This is a genomic window from Aeromonas sobria (genome assembly GCF_050266975.1).
Classification (GTDB): Bacteria; Pseudomonadota; Gammaproteobacteria; order Enterobacterales; family Aeromonadaceae; genus Aeromonas; species Aeromonas sobria_B.
Window position 1 is genome coordinate 49,776 of the sequence record NZ_JBKISU010000030.1, and the last position, 12,094, is coordinate 61,869.

12 protein-coding genes are annotated in these 12,094 nt (G+C 63.0%); 8 read left to right on the plus strand and 4 right to left on the minus strand.

Annotation, left to right across the window (positions count from 1 at the left end; all coding sequences use genetic code 11):
* Positions 1 to 95 precede the first annotated feature (95 nt).
* The 3 genes from blaOXA to blrA form a co-directional block, all read right to left on the minus strand.
* Positions 96 to 890, minus strand: coding sequence for a class D beta-lactamase (gene blaOXA / locus ACLHZ1_RS16240; protein WP_427262910.1), 795 nt, complete (start codon positions 888 to 890; stop codon positions 96 to 98).
* Positions 891 to 989: 99 nt separating this feature from the next.
* Positions 990 to 2,411, minus strand: coding sequence for a beta-lactam sensor histidine kinase BlrB (gene blrB, locus ACLHZ1_RS16245; RefSeq protein WP_427262911.1), 1,422 nt, complete (start codon positions 2,409 to 2,411; stop codon positions 990 to 992).
* A 58-nt stretch (positions 2,412 to 2,469) separates the two neighbouring features.
* Positions 2,470 to 3,144 (minus strand): beta-lactam response regulator transcription factor BlrA, encoded by a 675-nt coding sequence (blrA, locus tag ACLHZ1_RS16250; protein WP_427262912.1) that lies wholly within the window; start codon positions 3,142 to 3,144, stop codon positions 2,470 to 2,472.
* Between the two features lie 122 nt (positions 3,145 to 3,266).
* Here blrA and ACLHZ1_RS16255 point away from each other — a divergent pair, with 122 nt between their 5' ends.
* On the plus strand, positions 3,267 to 4,040 hold the full coding sequence (locus ACLHZ1_RS16255) for a DeoR/GlpR family DNA-binding transcription regulator (protein ID WP_427262913.1): 774 nt from the start codon (positions 3,267 to 3,269) through the stop codon (positions 4,038 to 4,040).
* A 71-nt stretch (positions 4,041 to 4,111) separates the two neighbouring features.
* On the plus strand, positions 4,112 to 5,944 hold the full coding sequence (gene glmS, locus ACLHZ1_RS16260; RefSeq protein WP_427262914.1) for a glutamine--fructose-6-phosphate transaminase (isomerizing): 1,833 nt from the start codon (positions 4,112 to 4,114) through the stop codon (positions 5,942 to 5,944).
* A gap of 60 nt (positions 5,945 to 6,004) precedes the next feature.
* Here the strand turns inward: glmS and ACLHZ1_RS16265 are convergent, their stop codons facing one another.
* Positions 6,005 to 6,781 carry a helix-turn-helix transcriptional regulator gene (locus ACLHZ1_RS16265; protein WP_042000438.1) on the minus strand — a complete coding sequence of 259 codons (777 nt, stop codon included), beginning with the start codon at positions 6,779 to 6,781 and terminating at the stop codon, positions 6,005 to 6,007.
* A gap of 209 nt (positions 6,782 to 6,990) precedes the next feature.
* Here ACLHZ1_RS16265 and ACLHZ1_RS16270 point away from each other — a divergent pair, with 209 nt between their 5' ends.
* The 6 genes from ACLHZ1_RS16270 to ACLHZ1_RS16295 are packed head-to-tail and all read left to right on the plus strand — an operon-like array spanning position 6,991 to position 11,806.
* A complete protein-coding gene (locus tag ACLHZ1_RS16270; RefSeq protein WP_427262915.1) occupies positions 6,991 to 7,749 on the plus strand; it encodes a DUF3450 domain-containing protein in 759 nt (252 codons plus the stop codon).
* Positions 7,746 to 9,035 carry a MotA/TolQ/ExbB proton channel family protein gene (locus ACLHZ1_RS16275; protein ID WP_427262916.1) on the plus strand — a complete coding sequence of 430 codons (1,290 nt, stop codon included), beginning with the start codon at positions 7,746 to 7,748 and terminating at the stop codon, positions 9,033 to 9,035. Before ACLHZ1_RS16270 ends, ACLHZ1_RS16275 begins: the two co-directional genes overlap by 4 nt.
* Positions 9,032 to 9,562 carry a MotA/TolQ/ExbB proton channel family protein gene (locus ACLHZ1_RS16280; RefSeq protein WP_408795751.1) on the plus strand — a complete coding sequence of 177 codons (531 nt, stop codon included), beginning with the start codon at positions 9,032 to 9,034 and terminating at the stop codon, positions 9,560 to 9,562. The genes ACLHZ1_RS16275 and ACLHZ1_RS16280 overlap by 4 nt, the downstream gene beginning before the upstream one ends.
* Positions 9,559 to 9,960, plus strand: a complete 402-nt coding sequence (locus ACLHZ1_RS16285) for an ExbD/TolR family protein (protein WP_427262917.1) — start codon at positions 9,559 to 9,561, stop codon at positions 9,958 to 9,960. Before ACLHZ1_RS16280 ends, ACLHZ1_RS16285 begins: the two co-directional genes overlap by 4 nt.
* Positions 9,957 to 10,619, plus strand: a complete 663-nt coding sequence (locus tag ACLHZ1_RS16290; RefSeq protein WP_427262918.1) for an energy transducer TonB — start codon at positions 9,957 to 9,959, stop codon at positions 10,617 to 10,619. The genes ACLHZ1_RS16285 and ACLHZ1_RS16290 overlap by 4 nt, the downstream gene beginning before the upstream one ends.
* Before the next feature lie 2 nt (positions 10,620 to 10,621).
* On the plus strand, positions 10,622 to 11,806 hold the full coding sequence (locus tag ACLHZ1_RS16295; RefSeq protein ID WP_427262919.1) for a hypothetical protein: 1,185 nt from the start codon (positions 10,622 to 10,624) through the stop codon (positions 11,804 to 11,806).
* Positions 11,807 to 12,094: the final 288 nt, after the last annotated feature.

Genomic DNA, 12,094 nt, shown 5'->3' on the forward strand with positions numbered 1-12,094 from the left:
GGAGTGTGCCGGGGTCGGGTGAAGGGAAGATGGGGCCCTGTGAAGTGGCGGTGAAGGGGGACAAAAAAACCGGCGCCAGGCGCCGGTGGGAGCAATCACATCTTCTTGAGCTGCGCCGGCAGTGCGGCAAAGACCTCTTCCTTCGCCTTGAGGGACGCGAACTGCTTGCCGGGTTTTTGCACGACCGTGTGGACGAAGATGAGCGTCTTGTCCTGCTTGCTGGCCCAGCCAATGAACCAGCCGATCTGCTGATCCTGATTGAGGCTGCCATCCAGCAGCTTGGGGTAGCCCATGCCGGTCTTGCCGTGGATCTGCCAGCCATCGATGTCGGGTTGACGCAGGATATTGGCCGTGTGCTGCAGCGTCTGGGCGGAGACCGGCAACTTGCCATTCACCATCTTGCCGAGGAAGCGGGCCTGCTCCTGGGGGCTGATGGCGAGGCTGGTGCTGAGCCAGGCCTGGGTCAGACCGTCGTGCTTGCCCGGGTTGCCCGAGAGATCCCGGTTGCCGTAGTCGAAGCTGTCCACGTAGCGCTGGAAGCGCTCCATCCCCAGCCACTCGGTGAGGCGCTGGGAGTACCAGACCACAGAGTAGGTTAGCCAGCGGCTCGGGGTGGTGGTCTCGCGCCAGGCTGGCAACCAGTCATCGTCGCCGGGTTTGAATGGCAGGGCGGGCAGCTGCTCATCCACCAGGAAGCCGCTGTCATAGCCCATCAGGGCCAGGGGGATCTTGAAGGTGGAGGCAGGGGGCAGCTGGGCGGCGCACTCCCCCTGGCTACTGAAGGGTTTGCCGCTGCCATCGGCAAACAGCATGCAGCCGGACGCGGCGCTGGCGGGCAATGAACAGAGCAGACCGGCGGCAAGCAGGCCGGACAACAGCAGACGGGGCATATCTATCTCCTTGATTCATGGGAATGCGCATCGACGGGGAAGGTCGGCATCGAGGAGGCGCAGCTTAGTCCGGTTCTGTGTGCTTGGTGTGAAGTGCCCTCAACTGCCGGGCAGCCAGAGTTCGGCCAGCACGCCGCCTCCTGGCTGGTTGGCAAGGGTCAGTCGGCCGCCGTGCTGGCGCGCCACCTCCATGGCAAAGCTGAGCCCGAGGCCGCTGCTCTTGCCCTTGTCGGGTCTGGGCAGGGAGTAGAAGCGCTCGAAAATTCTGGGCAGCGCATAGTCGGGAATGCCTGGCCCCTGATCCCACACCCGGAAGCAGTAACCCCCTTGCTCCACGGCGCCGCTCAGCGCCAGGGTGCTGCCGATGGGAGAGAAATCGAGGGCGTTGTCCAGCAGGTTGCCGAGCGCCTGCTCCACCAGCAGGGGGTCCCACTTCTGCCTCTGGCCCTCCCCCAGCTCGGCGTGCAGGGTGATCTGGCGGCGCTGGGCCTGGATCTGGCGGGCATCGAGCACCCGTCTGCCCAGCCGGGCCGGCTCGACGGATTGCCTGTCCAGCCCCTGCCCCGATTCGAGGCGTGCCAGTTGCAGCATGCGTTCGATCAGCTGCTGCATGCGGGCCGTCTCCAGATTGATGTTGCCGATAAAGCGTTTCGCGGCGTCCGGCGGCGGCGCCTCGGCCAGGATCTCCCCCGCCCCGCGAATGGCGGCCAGCGGGCTCTTGAGCTCGTGGGTCAGGCTGTGGACATAGGCTTCGATATAGGCCTTGCCATCCAGCTGGCGACGCATGGTCTCGAGGGAGCGGCCGAGTCGGTCCAGCTCCGGGCTGTAGAGGCGCGGCAGGTTGGCGGGCTGCCCCTGGCTGACAGCATCGGCGTAGTGAACCAGCTTGCCGATGGCGCGGGTGAGCCACCACACCAGCAGGGCGCCGATGAGCAGCGAGATGAACAGCAGCAGGGCCGCCCCTTTCAGCAGCTGGTGTTCGCTGCGCTCTATCATGGGCAGCAGGGTACGGTTGGGCTTGGCGACGGTGAGGGAGCCCAGAATGTCCTTTCCTTCCCGCAAGGGGGCGGCCACGTGCATCACCGAGCTGGCGGGATCGTCGGGGTCACTGCGGGTGCTGCGGGCGCCATATTCGCCGCGCAGGGTGAGGTAGACGTCGTTCCAGCGGGAATAGTCCTTGCCCAGATCCACCCCGTCCGAGTCGTAGACCACCTTGCCCTTGGCGTCGACCACATAGATGCGGTACTCCGCCTGCTGCTTGAGGTGGCCGTCGATGAGGGCATTGATGGGGCTCTGGTTGAGGCGGGCGAAGGCGCTGGCCAGCCTGCCATCGGCCATTTTTCCTTCCTGCAGATCGTCCAGTGCCAGCGGTGCCAGCATCTGGGCCATGTCAACCAGGGTATCTTCGGTGGCGCTGCGCACCCCGGGTTTTATCTCCTCGACGAAGATCTCCAGCACAAACCAGGCCGCCAGCGCGAAGATCAGCACCAGTCCGCACAGCAGTTGCAGTCCTATTCTCATACCAGTTCTATCCGTTTGTATCCGGGCACCAGACCATATGCTTGCTGCAGGCAGATCCTCATGCCAGTTCCAGACTGTAGCCCAGCCCGCGATGGGTCAGGATCAGGTTGGCGTCAGGGTCACGTTCCCGCAGCTTGGCGCGAATGGTCTTGATGTGGGTGTCGACGGTGCGATCCAGACTCTCTTCCGCCCCGCTCCACACCAGATCCATCAACTGCTGACGAGAGTAGACCCGTCCAGGTGCCTGCATCAGCGTCTTGAGCAGCAGGTACTCGTAACGGGTGAGGGCCAGCGGTTGGCCGTGAAAGCTGATGCGTGCCCGCTCCTCATCCAGTGCCAGCAACTGGCTCGGTTGGGTGGCGACCGGCTGGCTGCGGCGCAGTATCACTCGTACCCGGGCACACACCTCCCGTGGCGAGAACGGCTTGGCCACATAATCGTCGGCGCCAATTTCCAGCCCTATCAGCCTGTCTATCTCCTCGCTGCGGGCGGTGAGAAACATCAGGGGGGTGTCGCAGCGGCCTCGTACCTGCTTGCACAACTCGAAGCCGCTGATGTCCGGCAGCCCCACATCCAGGATCAGAAAATCGGGTCGCGTCTGTTCCAGTCGCGCCAGCAGCGGCTGGCCGAGGGGGAACCACTCCACCTCGAAGCCGTCGGTCTGCAGGGCGTAGATCAGGGTATCGGCAATGCTGGCCTCATCTTCCACCAGCCAGATGAGTCGTTTGTCCATGGCGTCCTCGTCACAAATTGGCCCTTCATTCTGGCATCGAACCACATCGGATCCTATTTGCCGTTTGATTTTTCCCGAAAAGGCATTAATATTTCGACATTCTTTCGAATCGAAACTTAAAGATGAACAAACGCAACACACAGCAGCGCCGTCACACCATAGTGAGCCTGGTGCAGGAGCAGGGGGAAGTCAGCGTCGATGCCCTGGCCAAGCACTTCTCCACCTCGGAAGTGACCATCCGCAAGGACCTGGCGGTGCTGGAGACCGGTGGCCTGCTGCTGCGTCGTTACGGTGGCGCCGTGCCGCTGCCGAGCGAGATGGTGGTGGACAGCAACCCGGATCAGGTTTCGAAACGAAAGCTGGCCATCGCCCGCGCCGCCGCCGAACGGATCCGCGATCACAACCGCATCATCATCGACAGCGGCAGCACCACCAGCGCCATGATCCCCATGCTGGGCAGCAAGCGCGGCCTCATCGTGATGACCAACTCCCTCAACGTGGCCGGTGCCCTGCGCGAGCTGGAGAACGAACCCACCCTGCTGATGACAGGCGGCACCTGGGATCCCCACTCCGAATCCTTCCAGGGTCAGGTGGCGGAGCAGGTGCTGCGCTCCTATGACTTCGACCAGCTGTTCATCGGCGCCGATGGCATAGATCCGGAGCGGGGCACCACCACCTTCAACGAGCTGGTGGGCCTCTCCAGGGTGATGGCCGAGGTGTCCCGCGAGGTCATCGTCATGGTGGAGTCGGAGAAGATAGGCCGCAAGATCCCCAATCTGGAGCTGCCCTGGTCGAGCATCCATACCCTGGTGACCGATGAAGGGCTGGCCACCTCGGCCAGAGAACAAATTCAAGCCAGGGGGATCACGCTGATCTGCGCCCCGGTTGCTGGCTGACAGGACTGGCTGACATTTTTATCTGAACCATCCAAATCAATTTCCGTTTATTACGTCTTGAGGAGAAGTCTATGTGTGGCATCGTCGGGGCCGTGGCCCAACGTGATGTGGCTGAAATTTTGGTAGAGGGCCTGCGCCGTCTGGAATACCGCGGCTATGACTCCGCCGGGGTGGCCGTGTTCAGCGCCAACCAGCCGCTGCAGCGGGTGCGTCGCCTCGGCAAGGTAGCCGAACTGGCCAAGGCGCTGGAAGAGCAGTCCGTCCACGGCGGCACCGGCATTGCCCACACCCGCTGGGCTACCCATGGCGAGCCGTCCGAGCGCAATGCCCACCCCCATGTCTCCGAGCATATAGTCGTGGTGCACAACGGCATTATCGAGAACCACGAAGCGCTGCGGGAAGAGTTGCAGGCGCTGGGCTATGTGTTCAGCTCCGACACCGACACCGAGGTGATCGCCCACCTGGTGCACCACGAGCTGAAATCCGCCCCCAGCCTGCTGGCGGCCATGCAGGTGGCGGTGAAGCAGCTGCGCGGCGCCTACGGCACAGTGGTGATGGACAGCCGTGACGACAGCCGCGTGGTGGTGGCCCGCTCCGGCTCCCCCCTGGTGATCGGCCGCGGCATCGGCGAGAACTTCATCGCCTCCGACCAGATGGCCCTGCTGCCGGTGACCCGCCGCTTCATCTTCCTGGAAGAGGGGGACGTGGCCGAGGTGACCCGTCGCGACGTGCACATCTTCGATACCGACGGGAATGCAGTGGTGCGCGAGGAGCTGGAGTCCGAGCTCTCCCACGATGCCGGTGACAAGGGTGAATATCGTCACTACATGCTCAAAGAGATCTACGAGCAGCCCAAGGCCATCACCAACACCCTGGAAGGCCGCCTGGGCAGCGATCACGTGGTGGTCGAGTCCTTCGGCAACGGCGCCCGTGCCATCTTCGACAAGGTCGAGCACGTCCAGATCGTGGCCTGCGGCACCTCCTACAACTCCGGCATGGTGGCCCGCTACTGGTTCGAGGAGATCGCCGGCGTCTCCTGCGACGTGGAGATCGCCTCCGAGTTCCGCTACCGCAAGTCGGTGGTGCGCCCCAACAGCCTGCTGGTGACCCTCTCCCAGAGCGGCGAGACCGCCGATACCCTGGCGGCCCTGCGTCTGGCCAAGGAGTCCGGTTACATGAGCTCGCTCGCCATCTGCAACGTGCCGGGCTCCTCCCTGGTGCGCGAATCGGATCTCGCCTTTATGACCCGCGCGGGGGCAGAAATCGGGGTGGCCTCCACCAAGGCATTCACCACCCAGTTGGCCGGCCTGCTGATGCTGGTGGCCTCCGTCGGTCACTGCCGTGGCCACCTGAGCGCCGCCGCCGAGGCCGAACTGGTCAAGGCGCTGCAAGCCCTGCCACTGCGCATCAAGGAGAGCCTGGCTCTGGCCAAGCAGATCGAGACCCTGGCCGAAGAGTTTGCCGACAAGCACCACAGCCTGTTCCTCGGTCGTGGCAGCCAGTACCCCATCGCCATGGAGGGGGCGCTCAAACTCAAGGAGATCTCCTACATCCACGCCGAGGCCTATGCCGCCGGTGAGCTCAAGCATGGCCCGCTGGCGCTGATCGATGCCGAGATGCCCATCATAGTGGTGGCGCCGAACAACGACCTGCTGGAGAAGCTCAAGTCCAACGTGGAAGAGGTGCGTGCCCGCGGCGGCATCCTCTACGTGTTCGCGGATGCCGACGCCGGCTTCAAGAGCGACGAGACCATGCGGGTGATGAGCCTGAACCACGTGGAAGAGATGATTGCGCCCATCGTCTATACCGTGCCGTTGCAGCTGCTCTCCTACCACGTGGCCCTGATCAAGGGCACAGATGTGGATCAGCCGCGCAACCTGGCGAAATCCGTAACCGTGGAATAATGCTGTCTTGAACAACAAAAAGAGCCGCATTTGCGGCTCTTTTTGTTTTGGCAAACCGGGCTATGACAGCCGCAGGTTGGTGATGGTCACGTCGGTCAGGGAGGGCACTATGATGCCGCTGGAGATCCCCTTGGCGATGGCCTGGCTGCGATTCTTGGAATCCGTCTTGTTGGTCACCTGGTTGAGGTGGAAGTTCACGGTGCGCTCGCTGATGCCGAGTATGGTGGCTATCTCCCAGGAGGTCTTGCCCTCGCTGGCCCAGAACAGGCACTCCTTCTCCCGATCCGACAGCTCGGTCAGGTACTTCATCAGGTCCGGCCTGGCCTTGATCAGGGTCAGGGCCGAATTGAAGATGTAGCTGGCGCAGAACGACAGCAAGGGAACGTTTTCAAACATCAGTTCGGAGTCGGAGCGCTCCTTGGTGATGAAGGAGAGGATGCCGTGTTCCCCTTGCGGGGTGTGCAGCGGAAAGGAGACGCCATTGCGCACGCCGAAGTCGGCGGCCAGGTTCATCACTTCCTGGCTGGCGCTGGGCAACCAGGGGGAGGTGCAGTCGAGCTGGTTCCAGAAGATGGGCTGGGTCTGTTTCAGGCCCAGATGCACCACGGGATCCTGGGTCAGGAACTGCTTCTCCGAATAGGCATTGAACCAGCTGGTGGGGCAGTTGTTGAACAGGGCGACGTGGGATTTCTGCATGCTGATGGGAAAAATAATCAGCAAGCGGAAGTAATCAAACCCCATCTGGTGGCTGAAACGCTCCAGAAGCTGCTGAATGTCGCTGGTTTTCTTGGCCCTGGCAAACCTGTCTATGTGTTCCCATATGGCGTCGTTAAACATTCTATTCTCCCGTTTCGACCGCTATCTCGCTGATCGAAAAGATATTTTTTAGTTATAAATTTGGTGTTGCTTATGCCAACGCCAGTAAATCCCGTATTTGTCTAAAAATTATCCTGCTTTTTTCCTCTCAGGCCAAGGGGGGATGTCGATTGATACTCGCGCCATCATTTGAAATAATGAGAATAGTTATCATTGTTAAGATTCATCCTATGAGCAAGTTATGGTGTCTGGCCCTGTTGCCATTATCGATCTCTCTCTCGGTTTGTGCCGACGATTTGGTCAAACCCAGCCTCAAGGCGAGCATTGCCGCCGGTCAGGCGTCTCAGCAGCGCGTTGAGAAGGCGGCTGATGCCGCCATGGCCGCACGGCAGGAGCTGCAAAATGCCGAGCTGCAGCTGCGCGATCTCGAAGCCTACAACAGCTACATGCGCTCTCTGGTCGAGGATCAGCGCGGCGAGCTGACTCGCCTCGAGAGTCAGCTCGGAGCGGTGGAGGAGACCCGTCAGGGCCTGATCCCGCTGATGCTGCAGATGCAGAGCGAACTGGCCGAGCTGGTGCAACGCGACGTGCCACTGCGTAAAGAGGAGCGGTTGGCCCGGGTCGAAGGGTTGAAAGCGACCCTTTCCCGCAGCGACGTGAGCGAGGCGGAGAAGTTTCGTCAGTTGCTGCAGGCCTATCAGATCGAGGCCGAATACGGCAATCGGCTCGATGCCTACTCGGCCGAGCTGACCCTGGATGGCGCGCCGCGCCGGGTAGAGGTGCTGGCCGTGGGCCGGGTGGCTCTGCTGGCCATGACGGCGGATCACAGCCTGGCCTGGCGCTGGTCGGCACAGGAAAAGACTTGGCAGCCGCTGGATAGCCAATGGCTCAGCCCGCTCTCCGACGCCTTTGCCATGGCAAAAGACAAGGGGGTACCCCAGTTGTTGCAACTGCCGCTCTCCGTGGCCCTGCAGGAGACCCAGTCATGAAACAGCTTCCCCTCATCATTGCCCTGATGCTGGCTCAACCCGCCCTGGCCAGCGAGAACTGGCAGGCCCAGGAACAACTCAGGGAGCAAGAGGCCAGCCAGGAGCTCGGCGACGTCAGCAAGAGCCTGGCCAGTGCCCGCGCCAGGCTCAATGCCGCCCAGCAACAGAGCAAGCAGCTGGCGAGCGAATTTGCCGACAACGAGAAACGGCTGGGTGAGCTGAAGGCCCAGTGGCAGCAGGCGGCCAGCGACATGGATCAGGTCTTTGCCGTCGCGCGTCAGGGGGCCGGCGATGCGGTCAAGCTGCTCGGCGGCTCGGCCATGCAGGGACAGTTTGCCGATCGCCTGCTGCCGCTGCAGCAGATGAGCAAGGAGCAGGATGTGCCGGATCGCGCCGCCCTGGCTCAATTGCCTGCCCTGCTGATGCAGGAGATAGAAGGATCTGCCCAGGTGACCCGCTTCGAGGCGGATGTACTCAATGGTCAGGGGGCGAGTGCCACCCAGCAGGTGACCCGCATCGGCAGCTTCATGCTGGTGGGGCAGGATGGTTTGCTGCAAGCCGGGGCCGATGGCCTGGCCCCTGTGCTCGGCCTGCCGGCCAGCCTGAACGGTGCCGCCCTCGCCTATGGCGGCGCTGAGGGAGAGGCTGCCGTGATCGACCCCTCCCATGGGGTCTTGCTCGCCATGCAGACCCAGGCCCCCAGCCTCTGGCAGCAGATCCAGCAGGGTGGCAAGGTGGGCGCCATCATAGTGTTGCTGGCCGTGATTGGCCTTGGCATCGCTGCGGTGCGGCTCTGGAGCCTCTCTCGCGAGCTGGGCAGGGTGCGTCGTCAGCTTGCCAGCGGTGACTATCATACCGACAACGCCCTCGGGCGGGTGCTGCTGGTGGCGGACAAGCATCCCGAGATCCCCATGGAGACCCTGGAACTGAGGCTGGATGAGGCCATCCTGCAAGAGACGCCACGGCTGGAACGAGGCCTTGGCATGGTCAAGGTGATCGCCGCCCTGGCGCCCATGCTGGGGCTGCTCGGCACCGTGACCGGCATGATAGGCACCTTCCAGTCCATCACCCTGTTTGGTACGGGCGATCCCAAGATCATGGCCGGCGGCATCTCGATGGCGCTGATCACCACCGTCATGGGGTTGGTGGCGGCGATCCCGCTCATCCTCTCCCATAGCCTGTTGCAGTCGCGCTTCGTCGAGCTCTCCAACGTGCTGGAACAGCAGGTGGCCGGCATTCTGGCTGAGCGTGCGGAAGGCAAGGTTCGCACGGAGCGGGCGGCATGATGCTGGATGTCTGGCACCAGGTGCAGAGCTTCATGGGCCGAGGCGGTCCCGTGCTCTGGGTCATCCTGGCCATGCTGGCGCTGATGTGGATCCTGATCATCGAGCGCTTGCTCTATCTCAACCTGGGTTACGGCGCCCTTCGCCGCCGGCTGCAGGCGGACTGGCAGGCCAGGGCGGAACACGGCAGTTGGCATGCCCGCGCCATTCGCGGCCGCTGGCTGGCTCAGGCCGAGCTGGAGCTGGGTCGCCACCTGATCCTGATCCGCACCCTGGTGGTGCTCTGCCCCATGCTGGGGTTGCTGGGCACTGTGACCGGCATGATCGGCGTATTCGATGCATTGGCCGCGGCCAATCGTTTTAATCCCGAGAGCATGGCGGGGGGGATCTCCCGCGCCACCATTCCCACCATGGCGGGCATGGTGGTCGCCCTGCTCGGCGTATTGTTACTCAGTCGTCTCGACAGCCAGGCCAAACGCGCCCTGGCTGGCACCCGGGACGGGCTGCGCGAAGAGAAGGTATTACCATGAGACGCCAACCCAAGCGCGTGCGTGATGAAGTGCAGATCGACATGACCCCCATGCTCGACATCGTCTTCATCATGTTGATCTTCTTTATTGTGACCACCTCCTTCGTGCGCGAGGCCGGGCTCGAGGTCAACAGACCCCAGGCGAGCCAGGCCAAGGCGCAGAAGTCCTCCAGCATCATGCTGGCCATCGGCGAGCAGGGGCAGATCTTCCTCGATCGCAAGCAGATCGACATCGAGAGGGTGCAGGCCAGCCTGGCACGCATGCTGGCGGAACAGCCCGAATCCAGTCTGGTGATCCAGGCCGACGAGCGGGTGCCCCATGGCAAGGTGGTGCGGGTGATGGACGAGGCCAAGGCCGCCGGCGTCGCCAACATAGCGGTGGCGGTGTCCGCGCCATGAAGTGGAAGCTGATGAGCCTGGCCCTGGGTCTGCTGTTGAGCCTGGGCATACTGCTGTTCATGGCTGCGCTGGTCGAACCGCCCAGGGAGCGGGCCCAGAGCAGCGAGCAGGACCCCATCGTCATCCGGATGCAGGCCGAGCAGAGCGAGGTGGCGCAGCGCGAGCGCCCCATCCCGCCCAAGCCGGAGCCCCTGCCCGAGCCTCCGGCTGCCCTCTCCCTGAGCCCCATGCCGACGCCGCCAACCCCGGCCTTGCCCACGGTTCAGCCCAGCCTGGATCTGGTCGCCGACCTGAGCCCGGTGCAGGTGGCGGCCCCCGGGGTGATGGCGGCGCCAACCCCGGCCCCCGTCGCCGCGGGCAATCCCCATGGCCAGCTAGGGGGGGTCGGCAGCAGCGATATCCTGACCCCGTTGCAACGGATCGAACCCAGCTACCCCTATCGGGCGCAGCAGGCGGGCATCGAAGGATTCGTCACCTTGAGCTTCAGCGTGGATGCCGAGGGGCGAGTGCAGGATGTGACCGTGGTCGACGCCAAGCCAAGACGCCAGTTCGAGCGCGCCGCCATTCAGGCGGTGAGCAAGTGGCGCTACCAACCCAGGCCGGGGGCGAGCGACAAGCTGTCCCAGGTGATCACCCTCAAGTTCAAGTTGGAGTCATGATTATGTTGCGGATCTGGATCTGCCTGTTGGCCCTGATGAGTGCGAGCAGCTGGGCCATGGAGGTGAGCCCGCTCTTCTCTCGTCAACTGGCACCCGTGCTCAAGCTTTATCAGTCCGGCCAGTTCCAGCAGGCCCAGAGCCGGGCCCGCGAACTCAAACCGGGTTCCGAGTCGGAACGTGCCTGGCTGGCGCAGCTCAATGCCTCCCTGGCTGCCAACTTGCAGCAGACGGCCCAGGCGAGCCGCCATGTGGAACAGGCGCTCTCCTATAAAGAGTGGCCAGAGGCGCAACTGCTTCAGCTGCTGCGCCTGAAGGGGGATATCCAGGCCCAGCAGTCGGACTGGCGTGGCGCCATCAGCAGCTATCGCGCCGTATTGGCCAAGCAGCCGAGCAACGAACTCAGGCTGCGTCTGGCGGGCCTCTACTACCATGACAAGCAGTACGACGAAGCCATCCGCCAGAGCGATCAGCTGCTCAAGCAGGGTTGGCAGAAGCCGGTGGCGCTGATCCGTCTCTCGGCCCTGACCTCCCTGCAGCGCTATGCCCAAGCCGCCGATCAGGCGGGGGAGCAGATCCGCCGTGAACCGAACGAGAGCCGCTGGTGGCAACAGGCCGTCGCATTGAACATCTCGGCCAAGCGGGGCGATCAGGCCCTGGCTCTGCTGCAGACTGCCCTCGATCGCGGCCTGATGGACGAAGCGTCGACCCGCACTCAGCTCATTCGCCTCTATGGTTGGCAAGGCTTGCCTTATCGCGGAGCCCGCCTGCTGGAAAATGCCATGGCGAAAGGGCAATTGAAGCAGAATGTGGAAAACCAGCGTCTGTTGGCCCAGCTGTGGGAAGGGGCGAGGGAGTGGCCCAAGGCCATCGTCAGCTGGCAGACCCTGGCCAGGCAGGCAGCCCAGACAGATGCCGGATTGCGGGCGGCCGAACTGCTGCTGCTGCGGGGGGAAACCGAGGCGGCCATGACGCAATTGGCGGCGACGGGGCAACATCGCAGCGAGCAGGGGCGCAGGGTCAAGGGACAGCTGGTGCAAGCCCTGCTCAACCAGCAGCAATATCAGAAAGCCATGGTGCTGGCCCGTGAACTGAAAGCGGAAGGGGGAAGCGTCTGGCAGGAGCGCGCAGACCGCTGGCTCAGCTATATAGACGCGCGCCAGCAGGAATCGAACAAAAAGTCGGCGTAACAGGGGCTAATCAGGTTGTTTTGGTGGTTTGAGGGCAAAAAGTGAGCGGTCGCACCGTTTTGGCTAAAAATCCCTTGTCATCCCGGCCCGGCTCCCTATAATGCGCCCCTACCAGCACGGCGGAACACGCCGCACTGATGAGCCAGCTTCCTAGCGAGGTGGGCGCCGAAAGAAAAGCGAAAACAACCGCTTGACTTTCGAAGTGAGGAGCGTAAGATGCGCCTCCTCAACGCGATAAGCGTGACGCTCTTTAACAATTTGAATCAAGCAATCTGTGTGGGCACTCAC

Excerpts from the sequence above, each read along its gene's own strand:
- blaOXA (WP_427262910.1), bottom strand. The coding sequence starts at position 890 with ATGCCCCGTCTGCTGTTGTCCGGCCTGCTTGCCGCCGGTCTGCTCTGT.
- blrB (WP_427262911.1), bottom strand. The coding sequence starts at position 2,411 with ATGAGAATAGGACTGCAACTGCTGTGCGGACTGGTGCTGATCTTCGCG.
- blrA (WP_427262912.1), bottom strand. The coding sequence starts at position 3,144 with ATGGACAAACGACTCATCTGGCTGGTGGAAGATGAGGCCAGCATTGCC.
- ACLHZ1_RS16255 (WP_427262913.1), top strand. The coding sequence starts at position 3,267 with ATGAACAAACGCAACACACAGCAGCGCCGTCACACCATAGTGAGCCTG.
- glmS (WP_427262914.1), top strand. The coding sequence starts at position 4,112 with ATGTGTGGCATCGTCGGGGCCGTGGCCCAACGTGATGTGGCTGAAATT.
- ACLHZ1_RS16265 (WP_042000438.1), bottom strand. The coding sequence starts at position 6,781 with ATGTTTAACGACGCCATATGGGAACACATAGACAGGTTTGCCAGGGCC.
- ACLHZ1_RS16270 (WP_427262915.1), top strand. The coding sequence starts at position 6,991 with ATGAGCAAGTTATGGTGTCTGGCCCTGTTGCCATTATCGATCTCTCTC.
- ACLHZ1_RS16275 (WP_427262916.1), top strand. The coding sequence starts at position 7,746 with ATGAAACAGCTTCCCCTCATCATTGCCCTGATGCTGGCTCAACCCGCC.
- ACLHZ1_RS16280 (WP_408795751.1), top strand. The coding sequence starts at position 9,032 with ATGATGCTGGATGTCTGGCACCAGGTGCAGAGCTTCATGGGCCGAGGC.
- ACLHZ1_RS16285 (WP_427262917.1), top strand. The coding sequence starts at position 9,559 with ATGAGACGCCAACCCAAGCGCGTGCGTGATGAAGTGCAGATCGACATG.
- ACLHZ1_RS16290 (WP_427262918.1), top strand. The coding sequence starts at position 9,957 with ATGAAGTGGAAGCTGATGAGCCTGGCCCTGGGTCTGCTGTTGAGCCTG.
- ACLHZ1_RS16295 (WP_427262919.1), top strand. The coding sequence starts at position 10,622 with ATGTTGCGGATCTGGATCTGCCTGTTGGCCCTGATGAGTGCGAGCAGC.